Source organism: Aerococcus sp. HMSC23C02, assembly GCF_001806805.1.
Taxonomy (GTDB): Bacteria; Bacillota; Bacilli; order Lactobacillales; family Aerococcaceae; genus Aerococcus; species Aerococcus sanguinicola.
In genome coordinates this window covers 15931-33960 of record NZ_KV786044.1, presented here as the reverse complement: position 1 = coordinate 33960, position 18030 = coordinate 15931, and the positions used below count along the sequence as shown (strand labels likewise).

The 18030-nt window shown below is 50.5% G+C and carries 15 protein-coding genes, 1 tRNA gene and 1 other annotated feature; of the genes, 6 read left to right on the top strand and 10 right to left on the bottom strand.

Annotation, left to right across the window (positions count from 1 at the left end; translation table 11 throughout):
* Positions 1-272: 272 nt before the first annotated feature.
* On the bottom strand, positions 273-746 hold the full coding sequence (locus HMPREF3090_RS04415) for a nuclear transport factor 2 family protein (protein WP_067972630.1): 474 nt from the start codon (positions 744-746) through the stop codon (positions 273-275).
* Between the two features lie 200 nt (positions 747-946).
* Between HMPREF3090_RS04415 and HMPREF3090_RS04410 the strand changes: the two genes are divergently transcribed.
* Positions 947-1921, top strand: coding sequence for an oxygen-dependent tRNA uridine(34) hydroxylase TrhO (locus tag HMPREF3090_RS04410; RefSeq protein WP_067972632.1), 975 nt, complete (start codon positions 947-949; stop codon positions 1919-1921).
* A 343-nt stretch (positions 1922-2264) separates the two neighbouring features.
* Positions 2265-2338: transfer RNA gene (locus tag HMPREF3090_RS04405), tRNA-Pro, on the top strand.
* 152 nt (positions 2339-2490) lie between these two features.
* On the opposite strand, the gene HMPREF3090_RS04400 is transcribed toward HMPREF3090_RS04405, so the two are convergent.
* The 5 genes from HMPREF3090_RS04400 to HMPREF3090_RS04380 all read right to left on the bottom strand — a co-directional run bounded on the left by HMPREF3090_RS04400 (position 2491) and on the right by HMPREF3090_RS04380 (position 7169).
* Entirely contained in the window at positions 2491-3858 is a 1368-nt protein-coding gene (locus tag HMPREF3090_RS04400) for a DUF4767 domain-containing protein (RefSeq protein WP_067972635.1), read from the bottom strand.
* Positions 3858-4358: a GNAT family N-acetyltransferase gene (locus tag HMPREF3090_RS04395; protein ID WP_246818689.1), complete on the bottom strand. Its 501-nt coding sequence runs from the start codon at positions 4356-4358 to the stop codon at positions 3858-3860. Before HMPREF3090_RS04395 ends, HMPREF3090_RS04400 begins: the two co-directional genes overlap by 1 nt.
* Complete coding sequence (locus HMPREF3090_RS04390) at positions 4359-4838, bottom strand: cupin domain-containing protein (RefSeq protein WP_067972639.1); 480 nt, start codon at positions 4836-4838, stop codon at positions 4359-4361.
* Positions 4839-4909: 71 nt separating this feature from the next.
* Entirely contained in the window at positions 4910-6412 is a 1503-nt protein-coding gene (locus HMPREF3090_RS09585) for an ABC transporter permease (RefSeq protein ID WP_083272380.1), read from the bottom strand.
* A complete protein-coding gene (locus tag HMPREF3090_RS04380) occupies positions 6390-7169 on the bottom strand; it encodes an ABC transporter ATP-binding protein (RefSeq protein WP_083272379.1) in 780 nt (259 codons plus the stop codon). The genes HMPREF3090_RS09585 and HMPREF3090_RS04380 overlap by 23 nt, the downstream gene beginning before the upstream one ends.
* A gap of 141 nt (positions 7170-7310) precedes the next feature.
* On the opposite strand from HMPREF3090_RS04380, the gene HMPREF3090_RS04375 reads away from it, so the two are divergent.
* Positions 7311-8018 (top strand): response regulator transcription factor, encoded by a 708-nt coding sequence (locus HMPREF3090_RS04375; RefSeq protein WP_067972642.1) that lies wholly within the window; start codon positions 7311-7313, stop codon positions 8016-8018.
* Entirely contained in the window at positions 8018-9448 is a 1431-nt protein-coding gene (locus HMPREF3090_RS04370; protein ID WP_070486042.1) for a sensor histidine kinase, read from the top strand. Before HMPREF3090_RS04375 ends, HMPREF3090_RS04370 begins: the two co-directional genes overlap by 1 nt.
* A 295-nt stretch (positions 9449-9743) precedes the next feature.
* On the opposite strand, the gene HMPREF3090_RS04365 is transcribed toward HMPREF3090_RS04370, so the two are convergent.
* Both HMPREF3090_RS04365 and HMPREF3090_RS04360 read right to left on the bottom strand, forming a co-directional pair.
* The gene (locus HMPREF3090_RS04365; protein WP_070486041.1) at positions 9744-10067 is read right to left on the bottom strand and encodes a hypothetical protein; all 324 of its coding nucleotides are present in this window, start codon (positions 10065-10067) and stop codon (positions 9744-9746) included.
* 18 nt (positions 10068-10085) lie between these two features.
* Positions 10086-11630 carry a glycosyltransferase family protein gene (locus HMPREF3090_RS04360; protein ID WP_067972649.1) on the bottom strand — a complete coding sequence of 515 codons (1545 nt, stop codon included), beginning with the start codon at positions 11628-11630 and terminating at the stop codon, positions 10086-10088.
* A 202-nt stretch (positions 11631-11832) separates the two neighbouring features.
* Here HMPREF3090_RS04360 and HMPREF3090_RS04355 point away from each other — a divergent pair, with 202 nt between their 5' ends.
* Together HMPREF3090_RS04355 and brnQ are read left to right on the top strand one after the other, a co-directional pair.
* Positions 11833-12327, top strand: a complete 495-nt coding sequence (locus tag HMPREF3090_RS04355) for a beta-class carbonic anhydrase (RefSeq protein WP_067972652.1) — start codon at positions 11833-11835, stop codon at positions 12325-12327.
* 137 nt (positions 12328-12464) lie between these two features.
* Positions 12465-12692: a binding site (T-box leader), on the top strand.
* 83 nt (positions 12693-12775) lie between these two features.
* A complete protein-coding gene (gene brnQ, locus HMPREF3090_RS04350) occupies positions 12776-14122 on the top strand; it encodes a branched-chain amino acid transport system II carrier protein (protein ID WP_067972653.1) in 1347 nt (448 codons plus the stop codon).
* Between the two features lie 286 nt (positions 14123-14408).
* Here brnQ and HMPREF3090_RS04345 read toward each other — a convergent pair whose 3' ends face one another.
* Complete coding sequence (locus HMPREF3090_RS04345; protein ID WP_070486040.1) at positions 14409-15767, bottom strand: MATE family efflux transporter; 1359 nt, start codon at positions 15765-15767, stop codon at positions 14409-14411.
* 19 nt (positions 15768-15786) lie between these two features.
* A complete protein-coding gene (locus tag HMPREF3090_RS04340; RefSeq protein ID WP_067972658.1) occupies positions 15787-17436 on the bottom strand; it encodes an ArnT family glycosyltransferase in 1650 nt (549 codons plus the stop codon).
* Positions 17437-18030: the final 594 nt, after the last annotated feature.

Genomic DNA, 18030 nt, shown 5'->3' with positions numbered 1-18030 from the left:
GAACAAAATTTCCACTAAAGTGTTTTTTATTTTTAAAAAAATCTAAATTATAAATTAATTAACTCAATATAATGTATCTTAGCATTTCCTTGTCAGACTAGCAATTTCTAAGCTTTTATTGTACAAAAATAAATTTATTAGCCAATAAAAAGCTTGATTTTATCAGATTTATGTGTATTTTACCTTTTCTCATTAAATACAAAATAAAAACTTTTTCTTTCCAACCTTTAATCTCTGTCAAATTTTGAGATGGAAATCCCCTTGATCTTCTCTTAGGCATTAATGTCATCAAAGATTAAACGGTAGCGGTAGATCTTAGAGCTGACAATTAGCCAGTGGCCGTCGATCTTCTCAAAGCGGTCGTCATAGTAGCCATAGCCATCGAAGGCGGCAAAACCATTGAAGAGGACGCGGTCTTCGAAGGGGAAATAAGCCCGGGCTGTCCGGTCCGATTCGATGGAGACTTCTGGGATGTGGCCCATGTGTGCGCTCTGGACGCCCTCTCCCATGATCTTCCGGGCATTGCGGCTAACTTCTGCTAAGGAGCGCGAGGGCTCGGTCTTGGCAGGAAGCAAGGGGTGCTGGCCCTTGACGGGGTCCCAGGTGGAGAGGGAGGTGTCGAAGGTCACATGGTCGGCCATGACTGTCTCCAGGAGGTCGAAATCTTTAGAGTCGATGGCCCGCCAATAGCGCGCCTTGCACTGCTTGATGGCCTCAATGGCAGCTAATTCTTCTAGGATATCCATATCTTACGCCTACTTTCCTTTTTGCTTGGCCTTATTTTATAACGCGCAACCCAAATTTGGGGACAAAATTTCCGATCAAAGACTGGCAGTTTTTCCGATCAGGGGCTGGCTGAGCAGAAGATTAGCCCTCACCAATGAGAGCGCGTATAATGGCTAAGGTAATAGTTTGTAGCTTGCAACTACAAAGGAGGAAGATAAAGATGGTAAAAGATTACCGCGTCTTATTATTTTATAAATATGAACATATTGAAGATCCTGACTCTTTCGCTAAAGACCACTTAGCCTTCTGTAAGGGCATCGGACTGCGTGGCCGGGTTCTCGTCGGTGAGGAAGGCATTAACGGAACGGTTTCTGGGACGATTGACCAGACCGACCAGTACATGGCTTATGTCCACAGCCTGCCTGGTTTTGAAGATGTCTGGTTCAAGATCGATGAGGCGGATGACTATGCCCACAAGAAGATGTTCGTCCGTCCCCGCAAGGAAATTGTTTCCCTGGACTTGGACGAGGACCTGGACCCGCTGGAAACCACGGGCGACTACCTCAAACCCAAGGACTTCCGCCAGGCCCTCTTAGATGAAGATACCGTCGTCCTCGATACCCGGAACGACTATGAATACGACCTAGGCCACTTCCAAGGCGCTATCCGGCCAGACATCCACTCCTTCCGCGAACTCCCTCAGTGGGTGATCGACAACAAGGAAGAATTTATGGATAAGAAGGTCGTCGTTTATTGCACTGGCGGCATCCGCTGTGAAAAATTCTCCGGCTGGCTGGTCCGCGAAGGCATCGGGGAAAAAGTTGGCCAATTGGAAGGCGGCATCGACACCTATGGCAAGGACCCTGAGACCCAGGGCGATCTCTGGGAAGGCAAGATGTATGTCTTCGACGAACGCATCTCGGTGCCAATCAATCACGTGAAACCGACCGTCATCGGCCGCGACCACTTCGACGGCGAACCCTGCGACCGCTATGTCAACTGTGCCAATCCCGAATGCAACAAGCAAATCTTCGCTTCTGAAGCTAATGAAGATAAGTACCTGCGCGGCTGTTCCCCTGAATGCCGCCGCCACCCCCGCAACCGCTATGTGGCTGAACACGACCTCAGCAAGGCCCAGTGGGAAGAGCGCTTGAACGCGATTGGTGAAAGCTTGCAGGTATCGGAAAAAGTATAAAAGTAAAGGGTGTGAAGGCTAGCGGGAGAAAGAGACCTCTGGAGCCAAAAACCAGAGAAGACTGAAAGTCTTCGACGGATTTTGGTGAAGAGGAGCTCTTTCTGCTAGCCTGAACCCGACTACAGGATGTGAATAAGGTCAATCAGACTTGAATGATTGGCGGCGCATCAAAATAGACTGACACCAGTCAAACTTTTCGATGAGCTGAAATCACTCCAAGTCTGCTCTTATGTCCTGTACTGAGGCACGAGAAAAGCGTCCTGCTTTTGCAGTGGCGCTTTTTTCGTAAGTCCCTAGCATCTTTTCTTTATCTGTGCTATAATAGTTTCTATCAGATAGATATCGAGATGTAGCGCAGTCTGGTAGCGCACTAGCATGGGGTGCTAGGGGTCGCAGGTTCAATTCCTGTCATCTCGATTCATGAAACCGAGCGATTTTTAGCGTCGCTCGTTTTTTTTGTATATTAAGCTCAAAAAAGAGGCTGGAACAAGCTAGTCCGGTCTCCTTTTTTCTTTGATCTGCTAGATTATAGCTGGGGACATCAAGGACCGAAAATTTCGGTCGATGCCTTAGTCATTGTATATCTCCAAGAAGCCCTGGCGGAGTGCCTGGTTGGCGGTGTCTTTGAAGTGGACCTGGCCCTTGGCATCTGGTCCTTCTTCTGCGATCAGAATCCGGGGCTGGCCCTTGTCTTCCACAAAGAGATAGAAGTGGCGCTCAGGCTTGGGATTGGTCTTGTCTTCAATATCGCTATAGGCTGCCAACAAGCGCAAATCATCAGCCTCGTCCCCCGCTTGGACTTGGCGGGTCTTGCCATCCAAGGCAATTTCAAAGTCCTCTTGGGGCAGCTTAGCCCCGTAGAAATCAGCAGGCTGGTCGGGGCTGTAAGCTTGGTAGGCTTGCCCCATCTCCTGGCCCCAAGTCAGCATAAAGTTCCTTAGACGCTGGCTTTTGCCAGCTGTCCCACTTGGAGGAGTCGAGGTTTTTGCTGACCCTTCTGGATAGTGGTTGGTGATGGCCACACCGTAGCGGGCCTCATAGTCAACCGCTGGCTTGGGCCCCACATCTCCTGTAAGCGGCACACCAAACCAGATGTCACCCGTCGCTGGGTCTTGAGCCTGGATCCGAGTAGACCCAATATCCGTTGTATAAGGCCAGACAATATGCGCATAAAGGTCGGCCTGGAAGGGAATTTCATCCTTGAAATTGGGATAATTAATGAGGGTGATATAGGCTTCCATGGCCACCCCGGTATGGACAGCTAAGCGGTTGACCTCATCAAAACTTTCATCAGTCAAGGCTGCCACATCGGCCATCTGCTTGGCAAAGTCCAAGTGATCTAAGACATACTGGCTCATCCGCCACTTGGCATCCAAGCGATTCTGGTAGTCTTCATAAACCAAGCCCGTCAGCCATTCCCTCAGCTGGTCCAGCGCTTCTTGGTCTGCTGCATCGAATTCCGGCAGCAGCATTTTCTCCAAAACAAAAGTATCCGAATACAATTCTCGGTAATTTTCTTGGTGGTTTTCCTTAGCCAGCTCTTGGTCCAGTTTCTGGTAGAGCGCGGCAATAGCTGGATGGACGTCGCCGGGATCGCGGTCGGCAGCTTGGACGCTCTGAGCCGTGGGAAGGCCAGAAGCTATCGCCTGGTCCAGACGCTTGGCCCATCGCGCATTGGCCTGGCGAAGATTCTGGATATAAGTTTCTCGGTCCCCGTCTTCACTTCCACTAGCAGTCGCCTCAGCCTCCTCTGCCTGGCTGACAGCTGAACTTTGTGCCTGGCTCGAAGGCACTTGATTGCCTTCCTCTTGAGCCGTCACTTCTTCTTCCACTGGCGCCTGGTCATAAGTCGGCTCCGCTTTTTCCTGGTCGCAAGCCGTCAGTGCCAACTGGCCGACGACAAGCAGCATCCCCAATCCAAACCACTTTTTCTTCATCACGCGTCCTCCGTCCTAGTCCCAAAAATATCTGATATTTCCTGACCCTCATAGCGCATATAGAGCAAAGGGTAGGGCCTGCCTTCCTCATCCACTTCCGTCCGCCGATAAGTGACAAAGCCCATGTGCTGGTAGAAGGCCACTGCTTGGGCGTTCTGCTCATTAACGGTTAGCCGGTTGAGGCCATGGGAGCTAATCCCTATGGTCAAGAGCGCCCTGCCTAGGCCATCACCCGAGTAGCTGGGGTGTACAAAGAGCATCTCCAAACGATCCCCCACCAGGCCCATGAAGCCTGCCGTTTCCCCGACCGCTGACCGAACTAAAACTAAGTGGTCGACAGCCAATAAAGCGGCTGGGACTTCTTCTTTAATGGCCTGGATGGCAGCTTCATCCAGGAAATCATGGCTGGCACGAACCGAGGCCTCCCAGACGTCCAGGAGGTCTGGCACCCAAACTTGCCGGTCCCGTACTAATTTGATAAGAAAAGCTTTAGCCTCCACTTAGACCTCCTCCCGGGTCAAGCGCTCTATAATCGCCGCATGGTCGGGATAACGATCCAAGAGCTCCTGGCGGCTAAAGAGCTCGAAGTCATCATACTCAAAGCCCGGCGCGCACAAGCAGCTGACCAAGGCATAGTCTTCCTCAACCGTGGACCCAAAGATCGTCCCCTGGGGTACGACATAAGAGAGCTGTTGGCCCCGGTCCGCATCCAAGCCCAGTTCCACCGTCTCATAGCGGCCATCGGGATGAATCATATGGACGGTCAGGGCTTGACCGGCATGGTAGTACCAGATTTCATCGCAAGTCAGGCGGTGGAAGTGGGAGGGATTATCCGCTTCTAGCACGAAATAAATCGAGGTGTAGAGGGCGCGGTCGCCGTCCCTTACCCGTTCCGGACTCTTGACCACTTGTCGGAAATAGCCCCCTTCAACATGGGGTTCGAGGTTCAGGGCCTTGGCCCATTCAGCACTTGTCTTCATTCAAAAGACCTCCTTTTCCTCCAGTTTACCATTTTATCCGGCGGCGGCCTAGTTTTTCTAACGCGTCTCCCTTAGCGGCCTTGGCGGTGGGCAAAATACCGGCTGGATAAAAGCAAGGCTAGGCCTAAGAAGCAAGCCCCAAAGACCAGGGCAGCGATCCCATTAAAGCGCGAGGCTTCGATCCCCTCCTGAAAATCAGCCATGGCGCAGCTGACATAGTAACCGCTGTAACAATAGGGGTAAAGGGCCCACAAGCTGGTATTGGCGAGGAGGATACTAGGAATGACCAAGAATAAATTGAGGGCAATGGACAGGAAGGGCTGGCTGATCAGCACATGGACCTGCCAGATACAGGCCAAGCAGGGCAGCATAGTAAGAAAGATCCCTAGGCACTTGCTGACTAGGTAGGACAAGGGAACTGCCTGGTCAATGCCTGCCCAGTGCGTAGCCAGAAATCCTGCCAGGAGAAAGACCAGGAGGAAAAAAAGAATTTCCAAGCCTAAGAAGGCCACTAAGACCAGGAATTTCGCCAGGTTGACCTGGTAGAGCTTGACCGGAAGGCTGAGTAATTTGACCATCCCCCTGTCCTTAGTTTCCAGTCGGGTCACCATCACGGCTAGGACAATCATGGTAAAGGGCAAGAGATAATAGGCATACAGGAGGCAAGACTGGATAAACATAGCGCCCCAGGCCTCCTTGTATTCCGGCGTAAAATAAGCCGAAATGGAGTGGATGCCGGTTAAGACAATCAATAAGGGAGCAATCAAAATCAAGGGCAGGATATGGCTACGGCGCAGTTTGAGGCATTCGACTTTTAAGGCGGTCAACATGGAGACCAGCTCCTTTCTATTCATAGCAGCGATTCTGGGCAAGTAAAGGCCGAGGCTTAAATAAAACAAAGCGGATAGGCCCGCTAGCCAGCCCAGATCTCCTGACAAAGTGAAGGTCATTGTGGCAGAAGGTTGGAACATCAAGACAAAGGGGTGGAGAAGCAGCGCTTGGTTGGGGAAATTAGCCAAGGCTAAGCCCGTTAAGAGGCCAGCCAAGCCGATCCCCAGCGAGGTCCACAAGTTCTGACAGCGCGAGGCAACGAGGACCATCCCCGTCAGGACTGGCAGGGAAGAGAGTAAGGCCAGGCCAAAAGCCGAGACAAGCAGGCTGAGTCGGTCAGCTGTGAAGCCCAAGTAGCCAGCCATCAAGCCAGCCAAACTCGCGAACTCCAGTAAGAGGCTGAGCCCGTAAAGGCTGGCTAAGATGATAAGCTTGGCTAGGTACATTTTGCTTAGGGAATAAGGCAAGAAGTAGAGGTGTTTAATGGCCTGGCCGCGGCGCTCCAAGTCATAGCTCAGGGCAACGGAAAGGATGAGCGCCAGCATGTTCAAGAGCGTCAAAATCCCATAAAGCTGGGCCAAGAGAACTTGGACTGGGTCTCCTGGCAAGTTCAAGAGCTGGTCTCGGCGCAAGAAGTAAGTGAGACCAACCAACACTGCTCCGACAAGGCCGGTCAATAGGATTCCCGGCACAATTCCTGTTCCTTTTAACTTCTTTTTCTCAATCGACAAGGCTTTGAACATGGGAGCTCCCTCCTTGTCCGCGGTTGTCTGCCATAACCATCTCTAGGAAGAGGTCTTCCAAGGACTCTTGCCCCGCTGCCCGGTCTTTCAAGGCCCTGAGTGAGCCCTCGTAAAGCTGGCGGCCCCGGTTTAAGATGCAGAGGTCGTCCACCATCTGCTCCATCTCAGACAAGAGGTGGGAAGAGATCAGGACCGTACAGCCATAGCGTTCCGGCAGGGAGAGGATGAGCTGGCGGATCTCATGGATGCCTGCTGGATCGAGACCATTGGTGGGCTCATCCAAGATTAAGAGTGGAGGCTGACCGATCAAGGCCGAGGCGATGCCTAAACGCTGCTTCATCCCCAGCGAATAATGGCGGACAAGCCGGTCCGCATAGGGGCCTAAGTCCACCAAATTCAAGGCCTGGTCAACCGTCTCTGGCGCCAGGTCCAAGATACGGCGGATCAAGTCCAAGTTCTCCCGCCCGCTCAGGTTGGCATAGTAGGAAGGGGCCTCGATTAAGGCGCCGACCTTGTGGAGGATGGCTTGACGGTCCTTGGGGAAACTCAGCCCATCAATCTGGCAGTCGCCCGAAGACGGTGCCGTCAGTCCCAGAAGCATCTTCATAGTGGTCGACTTCCCTGACCCATTCGGCCCCAACAAGCCATAGATTGACCCCCGGCTCACATGAAGGGAGAGCTGGTCAACAGCGACGAAATCCTTATACACTTTACTCAAGCGGTGACTTTCAATGATGTAGTCAGTCATTTTAATCATCCTTTCTTCCTGACTTAGCCCTAGGATAACAAGGCAAGCTGACAGGTCCCTGACCCCAAACTGACAATTTCCTGACATTTTTAAGCAAGGATTGCTTCCCCCTTTCTTCCTGCCTATAATAGCCTTAAGGAGGAAGCATCGATGACTAACCATTATTTAAAAGAAAAAAAGATCCTCTTAGTCGACGACCAAGCCGACCTATTGGAAATGACAGCCGACTTCCTAAGACAGGGCGGCTATCAAAAGATTTCTACCGCCCAATCTGCCGAGGAGGCCTTAGAATTAGTGAAAAAGACTCCACCTGACCTTGCCATCCTGGACATTATGTTGCCGGATATGAATGGCTTTGACCTGATGAAACGCCTGCGAGAAAAACAGAACTACCCCATCCTCTTCCTCTCTGCTCGAGGCGAAGCGGAAGACCGCTTGCGGGGCTATGACCTGGGTGCGGATGATTATGTGGTCAAGCCCTTTCTCGCCAAGGAATTATTGTATAAGATTACCGCTATTCTCAGACGGGCCTATCCCAAGGCCGAGAGCCGCTTTGACCTGGTCGATTGTCAAGTGGACCTGGAAGCAGCCGAAGTGATTCGTGGTCAGGACCGAACCCGACTGACCGCCAAGGAAGTGGCCCTCCTGCGCGTACTCTACCGTAACGAAGGGAAGATCGTCACCATCGATAATCTCTGCCAGGCCGTCTGGGGCGATAATCCTTTTGGCTATGAGGAAGCCCTGATGACCCATGTGCGCCGGGTGCGCAAGAAGATTGAAGCCAATCCCTCCCAACCCCAGTGTCTGGTCACTGCTAAGGGTCTGGGATATAAATTACTCACGAAAGGACATGTCTAATGGAAACTTGGCACAAGGCCCTCAGCCGCTACATCCGTATCGTCCTCAGCTCGGCAGCCCTTCTCCTAATGGTCAACCTCTTAGCCTTCGCCTTCCTGGCCAGCCCCTACCAAAAAGACAGCTCACCCTGGCGCCTTGCTGACCAGGTCGCCCAAGAAATCACTTATAAGGAGGGGACCTATCAGCTCAGTGCAAGCGGCGCCCAAGCCCTCAAGGAGGAGGGAGCCTGGGCCTTCCTAATCGCCAAGGACTCCCCCAAAATTCTCTGGCGGTCAGACCATATCCCCATTGACCTGGGCAATCAAGTCAGGACAGCTGATATTGCTTCCTTTAACAGCGGCTACCTGGCCGACTACCCCACTTTTACTGGAAGCTCTGACCTGGGACTCTTAGTGGTCGCCTTCCCTAAACAGAGCTATTGGAAGCTCCAGCATCCCAGCTGGCCCTATGCCTTCATTGCCAAGGCCCCTCAATATGTTACGTTGATGATTGGCCTTGACCTGGTCCTCCTCCTCGCCATCTACCTCTTCGCCAACCGCCGCTTATTGAGCTCGCTAGGTCCCTTGGCTGAAGCCATCCAAGCCCTCCCTAGTAAGCAAAAGCTGACCCTCACAGTATCGGGCCCCCTCGCCCAAATCGCCCAAAAAATCAACCAAGCCTCCGCCCTCCTCCACGACCAACAAAGCCAACTCAAGAAGAAGGACCAGGCCCGCAGTCAGTGGATCTCAAGCATCTCCCACGACATCCGCACCCCCCTCAGCATGGTTATGGGCTATGCCGACCAAGTAATGAGCAGCCAACACCTAAATCCCTCCGACCAGAAGAAAGTTGCAGCAATTTTCATCCAAGGGCAAAAAATCAAAGACCTCGTCGAAGACCTGAACCTCTCCTCGCGTCTGGACTACCAAATGCAGCCTCTAAAACTCGACCAAGTCAACCTCCTGGCCCTCAGCCGCCAAGTTGTCGCCGACTTCCTCAACAGCCTGGACGAAGACCGCTATCCCATAGCCTTCAACTACCAAGGACCAGGGACAGACTGCCTCATTTGGGCGGATAGCGGCCTGGTGCAAAGGGCCCTAACTAATCTCATCCCCAACGCCATCCGCCACAATCCCCAAGGCTGCCGGATCCAAGTCGACCTCCAAGTCCTTGACGAAGCCATCATGATTAGCGTCTCCGACAATGGCCAAGGCCTGCCTCCAAACCAAGTCCAAGAGCTCCAAGCCGAAGTCTTCCAAGAAAATAAAGACCAAGCAGCCTTCCAAGGCCAGCACGGTCTTGGCCTGCGCATCGTCCGGCAGATTATGGCTAACCACCATGGCGATTTCCAAATCCGAGCCCTCTCCCCCCAAGGCTTCCAAGCCCGTATCATATTCCCAAGAAATCAGCAGAAATTATATAAACATTCTCCTTTTGATGTCGATAGCTAGATAATTAAAGTACCAGTTTTTTAGGCTAGCAGTGAGCAGTAGTGAAGCTTTGAAGTTGATCGTTAGCCATGAAAAGCAAGCGAAGCGAATTACGGAGCGTAGGCTTTAGCCATACGATCCGTTTGAGTCTCGCTAGGTGAGAGACCTTGGCCCGAGCCGGTGCCATGGCTCTTTAACGATCAAATTCAAAAGCGAAACGAATGCTCAGTCTCTCCTCGCGCTATATTATATTAAAAAAGCCTTTCGACTAGCCAGCTAAGTGCCAGTCGAAAGGCTTTTCAATTCCAATCAAAATCTAAAACAGGTCATGGTAACGGTGGTTGGTCCAAATAACCCGCCCAAGGCCCAAGACAAAGCCCAGGCCAAAGACCAGCCAGGACCATAAAGATTGGCTTAGGAGGAGGCTAAGGCCGGTTAAAGCAACTGACCAACCGATAAGGCCCAGACCCTGACCCACGCCCCGGGCAAAGCGCACCCGGTCTTTAGCCGCCAAGCGGCCTGGATGATAGCCATTGAGGAGGTCCAAACGCTCTTTATAGGCGATTTGCCAGGCCTGCCAACTGATAACTAGACCACAGCCTAGCATGACCACTGAGGTAATGGCACCGATTTCTGCCATAAGGGGCTCCTTTCTTCTTTAATGCAATTGATAAAGTTCAAAGTGGCGGTTGCGCCCTAGCCAATTATTCTCACTGAAGCCAAACTTGTCATAGAGGCTGGTAATTACTTCGGGATGTTGGTTGAGCACATCACGGTGGATGAGGAGAACAACTTGGTCCTCGACAGGTCCCGGAGCCATCTCTTGGATGCCCTCTGCATAATGACTCTCCTGAGCAGCTAGAGGATATATGGCTGGGAACTGCATTAATTCCTCGCAATGCCAGGCAGTTCTCTGCGGAGTCTCCGATTCGGGAATGACGATGACTGGCGCTTCACTTACCGTATTCACTACCTGCATAAATTCATCCGCCTCGGGATAGAGGTAATCCAGCTCATAGTCCCGCTGACCAACGTAGCCAAGACCGCCTAAGAGGCAGACTAACAGGGCCAATTTAGCCCAGCCCAAATGCGGAATAGGGGATAAAACTTGCTGGTAGAGCAGGCCAGCGCAAGCAATGATTAGGGGATAAAAAGCAAAGATATAGCGGGCTGATGGATAAGGCGAAACGAGCGCAATCAAGGCCACTCCTAAGACGGCAGGCAGGGCGAGCAGAAGAAAACTGTCCAGAGCTTTCCGCTGCCAAGACAAAACCAGGAAAGCCAGGATGGCGAAGACTAAGAGGGGCTTGCCATAGCCAGCGAAGAGCTGGTCCATGATCAAGTCATAGAAGGCTCGCACTTGGTCGACTTGCTGGGTCCCAAACAAGTTTCCCACTACTTCATTCCCTCGATTGCTATTGAAGAGGTGGTCGATAGTACTTGGAAAGATTGCTAGGCAAGCCAGCACGCTCATGGCCTGTCCTAAGGCAAATTGGCTAGCCGCTTTGCCCTCTTGACGCAAGCAAAGGAGACCAAAGAGAACCGCGGTGAGGATGCCCGCAAAGATATAGTAATAATACTGGCTGAGTCCCCCGAGAAGAGTGGTGGCCATGGCCGCCAGTAAGATTTTTCGGCTAGGTGCTTTTAAGTACTTATAGGCCAGATAGGCAAAGACTACTTGGATAAGGGCCAGCAAGAGGTACATGCGGATATAGACAAAGGAGGTCAATCCGCCCACACTCAGCCCGTAGAAGCTCGCCAGGGCTAGGGCCAGCCAACGATTGGCCAGGAGCTCTCGCAAGAAGAAAAAGAGCACGACTAAAATCAAGGCATAGAGGACTAAGTTGACTCCCAAGCCTAGCCACTTAGAAAAGGTCCCTGGAAAAAAAGAAGACACCGTATGGAGGACCATATAATAAAAAGGCGGGTGGACATCTTGAGTCTGGTTATAATAAACCGACCCATAAGAAAAACGGTCATCCTCCGAAGTGGTGAGATAGTCCGCATAATAATCAGGGCTCAGCCATTGGTTATAGTCGTCTGGAAAAGGCTTATAGTAAGAGTTAGATAAGCCATAGGAATAATATTCATCCACATGGTAGCCTAATTTATCTTGTCCTGTACGAAAGGCTGCCAGTAAGCAGATAGCCAGGGTTAGGAGGCCAATTAGCTTAAAGGCCAGCGATTTTTTTGAATCAGTCACTTGATACGCTCCCATCATTTTAGTTTTACTTAGGTATTATAACAAAAATTAAGGCCCAAGATTTTTTAAATCTAACTCGTCAATTTCTTCCCCCCTCCCCAACTTTCCTGACTTTGTCCCCCAGTGAGTGATCAGGGACAAGTCCCCTAAAAAGTGATAAGATAATCCCAACTTAAATGACACAGCGAGCAGGAGGAAAACCATGTCTTATTTTGAAAAATTCTTAAAAACCAACCAAGCCTATGCCGACCTACACGAAGATGCCCATCTTCCCCTCCACCCCAAGACCCGGGTGGCCATTGTGACCTGCATGGATTCTCGCCTGCATGTGGCCCAAGCATTGGGGCTGGCTCTCGGCGATGCCCATATCCTGCGCAATGCTGGGGGACGCGTCACCGAGGATACGATTCGCTCCTTGGTCATCTCCGAGCAACAATTAGGGACGCGTGAAATTGTAGTCCTCCACCACACGGACTGCGGCGCCCAGACCTTCACCAATGAAGGCTTCGCCCAGCAATTAAAAGAGGACCTCGGCGTCGACGTCAAAGGCCAAGACTTCCTTCCCTTCACCGATGTGGAAGACAGTGTCCGCGAAGACATTGCCCTGCTCAAAGCCTCGCCTCTAATCCCCGATGATATTATCATCTCCGGCGCCGTCTATGACGTAGACACCGGACGCATGCACCAGGTGGATTAGGATCTTTCTACACTTGAAGATTTAAGGCTCACAATTAATGTGTAAGGGATGACCATAAAAAAATATTAAGAAATCTAAGAAAACCATTTGACAATTATGAGATTTCGTCTTACAATGGGTTTAACTTTTGAAGATCAATAAAAAACATTGAAAAACGAGTAGGCTTATGAAAGTTTCTAGAGAGTAAGCGTTTGGTGGAAGCTTATAACGGCAGTAAGTTCGAAAATCATTTTCTTGATTGCAAGGCTGAAGCGTAGTAAGCCTTGTCGCAGTGGTGTGCGTTATCCTCCCCCGGCATTGTTGGATGCTCGAGCGCTTATTTCGGTAAGAATAAAGGTGGTACCGCGGACTATTTCGCCCTTTGTCTATAGGACAAGGGGCGTTTTTTTATGGTTTTCAAAGTCTGAAATGTTGCTGGTTAGTTATGGAAAATTAAGGAGGAATTATGATGAACAAGTTATCACGAAGTCAATTTTTACAAACTTCTATCATGCTGTTTGGTTTATTTTTTGGGGCTGGGAACTTAATCTTCCCCCCTCTACTCGGTAACCAGGCTGGGAGTCGGACCTGGATTGCCCTGGTCAGTTTTGCGGTGACAGCGGTCATCTTCCCCGTCTTAGGCACTATTGTGGTCGGTAAGACAGAGGGCCTCTCCCAGTTAGCCAACCGTGTCGGGCCTAAGTTTTCCATCATCTTTACCACAGCGATCTACCTATCCATCGGCCCTGGCCTAGGGATTCCCCGGGCTGGTTCTGTCCCCTTCGAGATGGCAGTGGCCCCCTATATCCCGGAAGCCATGAGCCTGGGTCTCGCCCGCCTCATCTATACCCTCGCCTTCTTTGCCTTGGCCCTCTGGCTCTGCCTCAAACCCAACCAATTAGTCAAGCGGGTCGGCAAGTACCTGACGCCCCTGCTCCTCTTAATGATCCTGCTCATGTTCGCCCGGGTCATGTTCATGCCTAAGGGCGTAGCGGAACCCGTCGATGCCTATGCCACAAGTCCTGTCGTCCAAGGTTTCCTCGAAGGCTATAACACCATGGATGCCGTGGCCGCCCTCAACTTCGGCTTTGTCATCTCCATGGCCATCCGCCGCTTTGGCGTCCAAGACAAGAAGGAAGTCGCCAAGTATACCATGAAGTCCGGCCTCCTCGCTGGCCTAGTCCTCTTCCTGGTCTACGCCATGTTAGCCGCTATCGGGATGGTCTCTTCCCAAAAACTGGCTGGAGCAGACAATGGAGCCTTCATCCTGACCCAAGCTGTCCAAGCTGCCTTAGGTAATTTTGGCTTGGTCTTCCTAGCCGGGATCTTCACCCTAGCCTGCCTGACAACCTGTGTCGGCCTCATCACTTCTGGCGCCGAATACTTCAACCAATTATTCAAGGAGAAACTCTCCTACCGGGCCTGGGTTTTTATCTGGACCGGCTTCTCCTTCTTAGTTGCCAACTTCGGTTTAAATAATTTACTGGCCTTCTCTGTCCCTGTTCTGACCGTCATCTATCCGGTTGCCCTCGTCCTTATCCTCATGGGTATCAGCCAGGAAGTCGTCCAATACGGTCCCCTCTCCTACCTCGTAGCGGCTACGGTCTCAGTCGCCCTCCCCTTGGTCGACATGTTGCAGACCACTTTCAAGGTCAGCTTCCCTGGCCTCACTTCACTCGTCGCTAACCTCCCCCTAGCCAGTCAAGGCCTGGGCTGGTTAGTCCCTACCCTAGTCGCCCTCCTCATCAGCCTGGCCTGCGAAAAAGTCCTACTCCCTCGCTATGCCAGCAGCCCAGTTAATGAATGGACCCGTTAATTCAGCTTTAACACGCTCCCCTGGAAAGCCAGGGGAGTTTTTTCGTGCAAAGAAAAGGGTGCTGGTGAACATCTGACTGCTCACTAGCACCTTTACAAGATTATTTACTTTTAGATTTGCAACTTAATACTAAAATCAAAAAGGAAAATGCTACTCACTAAAAATTATTTATTATTTTCTTTTTGTTGTGATTTAAAGATGAGGCACTCTTAATAATTAAGCAATGTAGTTTGAGCAGGAGTGGAGCTTTGAAGTTGGCCCTTAGCCATGAACAAGCAAGAACAGACTAATCAACCAAGAGAGCCTTGGCTTCAAAGAGCCAATCCCGGTAGAAGAAGAGCACGACTGCTAAGTAGAGGAGGTAAAGCAGGGCGCCCCCCACAAAGGGCATGAAGTTAGCCACCGCATAGAAGCAGACGGCATGGCTGACCAAGAGGAGGACCTCCCGCCAATTGTTTTTCAAATAAGTAAAGCGAATCTGGCTGGTATAGAAGAACCAGCAGATATAGCAGAGGGTCGTCGTCATAGCAACCGTTAGGATATCGTGCCAGACAAAGGATAGGCCCGCCACAAAGATAAAGGATAAGCCCGCATAAAGGACACTATCTCGGAAGTACTGGCGTTCCGGCACAGTGGCCTTGTAAATATTAGCTACCAAGATCCGCGAGAGCATAATATAGGGAATCGCAATAAAGGTAACTGACAAGAGGGTCGTCGCTGGCTCATACTTAGCCAGGAAGGTTAAGATAATCCACTTGAAGATAAAGAAGGCAAAGCCACTCAGAATGCCTAAGAAAATACAGGCTCGTTTGATCACATTCAAGAGCATCTGGTCCTTACGCTTGGCAATAACATTGTAGAAAACCATACCCACCGCATTGACGATCAAGAGGATCACATTGAGGACGGAATTCTGGAAGGAATACTGGGCAAATTCTTCAATATTGTACCACCACTTGGTTACCCAACTCCCGATCAGGCCAACAAAGGTTAAGGACATGTTAGCAAAGAGGATAAAGAAGCCGACCCGGAAGAGACCCAGGTGCTTTTTCCAAGAGAAGATAAAGTTTAGGCCCTGGTTCTTGATAAAGCGGTATTCATAGAAGACCGTCAGGAAGAGATAGGACAGGATATTGAGGACGATGTAGAGATAGTAATTGTCGCTTCGCATGAGGAAGATGGCCACCAAGAGGGTCAGGATATAGAAGATACTCTTGGAGATATTGGCCCGCGAGAAGGTCGCAAATTGTCCCGTAGCCTGCAAGAAATTCTGGTGGTACATGTTGATGGTATCGAAGAGGGTCACCGTCGAGAAGAGGGCCAAGATAGGATTCTTCACCACCAGAGAATAGGTCAGCATCAGGGCGAAGACGCAGAGCTGGTAGACCACAATAAAGTTATGCTCAGACCGGATCTCCAGCGGGTCCAAGTCTTCCAACCGCTTGCCCCCATATTTAATATAGATCCCATCATTATAGCCAAAGTTAAACAAGTAAGTTATTGAAGTATACATGATATATTCGCGGTAGTTGCCGTAGTCAGCGACTGTCAGAATGGCCGGCAGGAGGAAGTTAATAATAAAACTCGTCCCGAAGCCAATGATGTTAGACAGGGCCACGTTAAAGATATTCTTCAATAATTTCATTCCTAACTCCTTTCAGAGCTCACTGTGGGCTCGGTAATTTTTGGTAGAGGCAGTATTCCCCCACCTGGTCGATTGCTTGGTAATTCGCTTGAATCCAATCCAAAAAGTCAGCTTCCACTTGAGAATTCAGAGACTGGCCTTCCTTGAGACGGTCCTTAATGACCAAGACCTGGGGCTGCTTGTGGGTCAGGTCGGTCCGAAATTCATCCGCAATAGCTGGCGCCTGGTCTAAGTCAACGGCCGGCAAGTTGAAATAGCGAGTGGGTGCCTGCCGGTCAGTCAAGAGATAGAAGGCGCCGCCGAAGCGATGGGCATAAATCGGATCAGTAGGCTGACTTTCAGCCAGAATAATTTGACTGGCTGCTTCGTATTTGTTCTTGGTTGAACTTCGCTGGAGCGCCCAGACATAGCGTTCATCCGTTCCCAATTCCCATTGCCAGTCGCCAGGTCCCTTGAGTCCCCCATTGAAGCCAGGGCCGAGTTGGTCCATCTTTTCCACCAGGGTCGGATGGTCTTCGGGCAAGGTCACGCTGTAGACCCGGTTGTAGAAGATATCGGCCGGGTATTTAAAGAAGTAAAGGGCTAAAGCGAGGACCCCAATGTTCACTAGGGCCTGCCCCCTCCTCAGACTAAAGAGGCGCAAGAAGTGAATGATGAGCAGGCTGATGAAGGGCAGGAGGACCATAAAATAATGCGGATAGAAACGTCCCGACAAGAGGGTCGAGTAGAAGGTCGCCGCAAAAGCTAGGAGGAAACCCGCCAACCCCCAGTAAGTCTGGGGCTGCTGGCGGTCCTTGACCAACCAAGTCAGGAAGCCCAAGCTGCCCATGCCCAGGATATGGTGGAAGGCTAACTTTTCATTTAACTTGGTAAGAATTTCTGACTTGGTGAATTCACTATCCGTCAAATATTGGAGATTGAAGAGGATAGAGAAGTTAATCATCTCCGTAAAGGCGCCATGATAGACCAAGTATAAGCTAACCGGCAGGATAAAGCTAAGAATCCCAAGCCCCGTCCACATAATCGCCCGCTTCATTTCAGTGTAATTTTTATAGCTGAGCAAGTGGGCAAAGATCAGTCCGATTAAAGGCAACCAGCTGATAATCATATTGGCCCGTAAATTAAAGACAAAGGCTCCCGATAAGCCGACTAAAAAATATTGCCAGGCCGGCAAGCGGTCTGCTTCAAAATAACGCAGGTAAGCCATCAAGGTGAACAAGATGCCAGCCAAGGCATAGAGCTCGGTCAAGTTACCGGATTCAATCAGAGGATCCAGTATGAGCAGGCTAATTCCTACAGCCAGGAGTGATCGCAATCGGTCTAAATACTGCCGGCCCAGATAGTAGATTAGGCCTGTCAGTGCCGAAAGGGCCAAGAGCTCCACCCAGTAAATCCCGCCAAAGCGGTTGACATGGGGCATGAGCCAACCCAGGGCATTAACTAAGATAATGCTAATCCCCTTGTGGTCCGTAAAATCTAAATAGGGAATCCCACCCCTAGCCATCTCCCGACCCATATAAATAAACATGGAACTATCATGACCGGGAATAGCCTCCGCCCAAGGACTCGAGGTCAAGGACAGGGAAAAAATAAAAGTGAGCCCTAAAACCAAGCAAACACTCAAGCCCCCTAAAAACCATTCCCAATATTTCTTTTGACTACTTTCCATCACATGACTCCTCTTTTACTTTAATGTACAAGCTGATATTCAAGTCTTCGCCCCCCCAAATAAGCAAGTAGGAGCGCTGACATTTAATCGTAAAACAAAGTGACCTAGGGCTAAAGAACAAGATAACATCAGCCATGTTGATCCTCTGAACATTCAATGACCAAATTCAAAATCACAACGTACGCTCACCAGCACAGTTTCTACACAAACATTAACAAAACACCAAACTATAATGAGATTGGAATCTACTCATGAGCAGGAGTGGAGCTTGAAAGTGATCGTTAGCCGTGACCAAGCAAGCGAAGCGAATTACGGAACGTAGGCGCTAGCCGTACGGACCGTTTGAGTCTCGCTAGGTGAGGGACCTTGGCCCGAACCGGTGCCATGCTTTAGCCGTTGGAGCCTTGGCGACTTACGGATAAAGTACAAGACGGCTTCAGCCGTGTTGATCCACTTATCATTCAAGGGCCAAATTCAAAAGCGAAATGCATGCTCATCAGCACAATCCCCGCACCACCACTATCAAAGCACCAAACAAAAAGCAGGTTTAGATTTATCTTTGAGCAGAAGTGCAGCGTTGAAGTTGGGCCTTAG

Coding starts and splice junctions, on each gene's coding strand:
- HMPREF3090_RS04415 (WP_067972630.1), bottom strand. CDS start 746: ATGGATATCCTAGAAGAATTAGCTGCCATTGAGGCCATCAAGCAGTGC.
- HMPREF3090_RS04410 (WP_067972632.1), top strand. CDS start 947: ATGGTAAAAGATTACCGCGTCTTATTATTTTATAAATATGAACATATT.
- HMPREF3090_RS04400 (WP_067972635.1), bottom strand. CDS start 3,858: ATGAAGAAAAAGTGGTTTGGATTGGGGATGCTGCTTGTCGTCGGCCAG.
- HMPREF3090_RS04390 (WP_067972639.1), bottom strand. CDS start 4,838: ATGAAGACAAGTGCTGAATGGGCCAAGGCCCTGAACCTCGAACCCCAT.
- HMPREF3090_RS09585 (WP_083272380.1), bottom strand. CDS start 6,412: ATGTTCAAAGCCTTGTCGATTGAGAAAAAGAAGTTAAAAGGAACAGGA.
- HMPREF3090_RS04380 (WP_083272379.1), bottom strand. CDS start 7,169: ATGATTAAAATGACTGACTACATCATTGAAAGTCACCGCTTGAGTAAA.
- HMPREF3090_RS04375 (WP_067972642.1), top strand. CDS start 7,311: ATGACTAACCATTATTTAAAAGAAAAAAAGATCCTCTTAGTCGACGAC.
- HMPREF3090_RS04370 (WP_070486042.1), top strand. CDS start 8,018: ATGGAAACTTGGCACAAGGCCCTCAGCCGCTACATCCGTATCGTCCTC.
- HMPREF3090_RS04365 (WP_070486041.1), bottom strand. CDS start 10,067: ATGGCAGAAATCGGTGCCATTACCTCAGTGGTCATGCTAGGCTGTGGT.
- HMPREF3090_RS04355 (WP_067972652.1), top strand. CDS start 11,833: ATGTCTTATTTTGAAAAATTCTTAAAAACCAACCAAGCCTATGCCGAC.
- brnQ (WP_067972653.1), top strand. CDS start 12,776: ATGAACAAGTTATCACGAAGTCAATTTTTACAAACTTCTATCATGCTG.
- HMPREF3090_RS04345 (WP_070486040.1), bottom strand. CDS start 15,767: ATGAAATTATTGAAGAATATCTTTAACGTGGCCCTGTCTAACATCATT.
- HMPREF3090_RS04340 (WP_067972658.1), bottom strand. CDS start 17,436: ATGGAAAGTAGTCAAAAGAAATATTGGGAATGGTTTTTAGGGGGCTTG.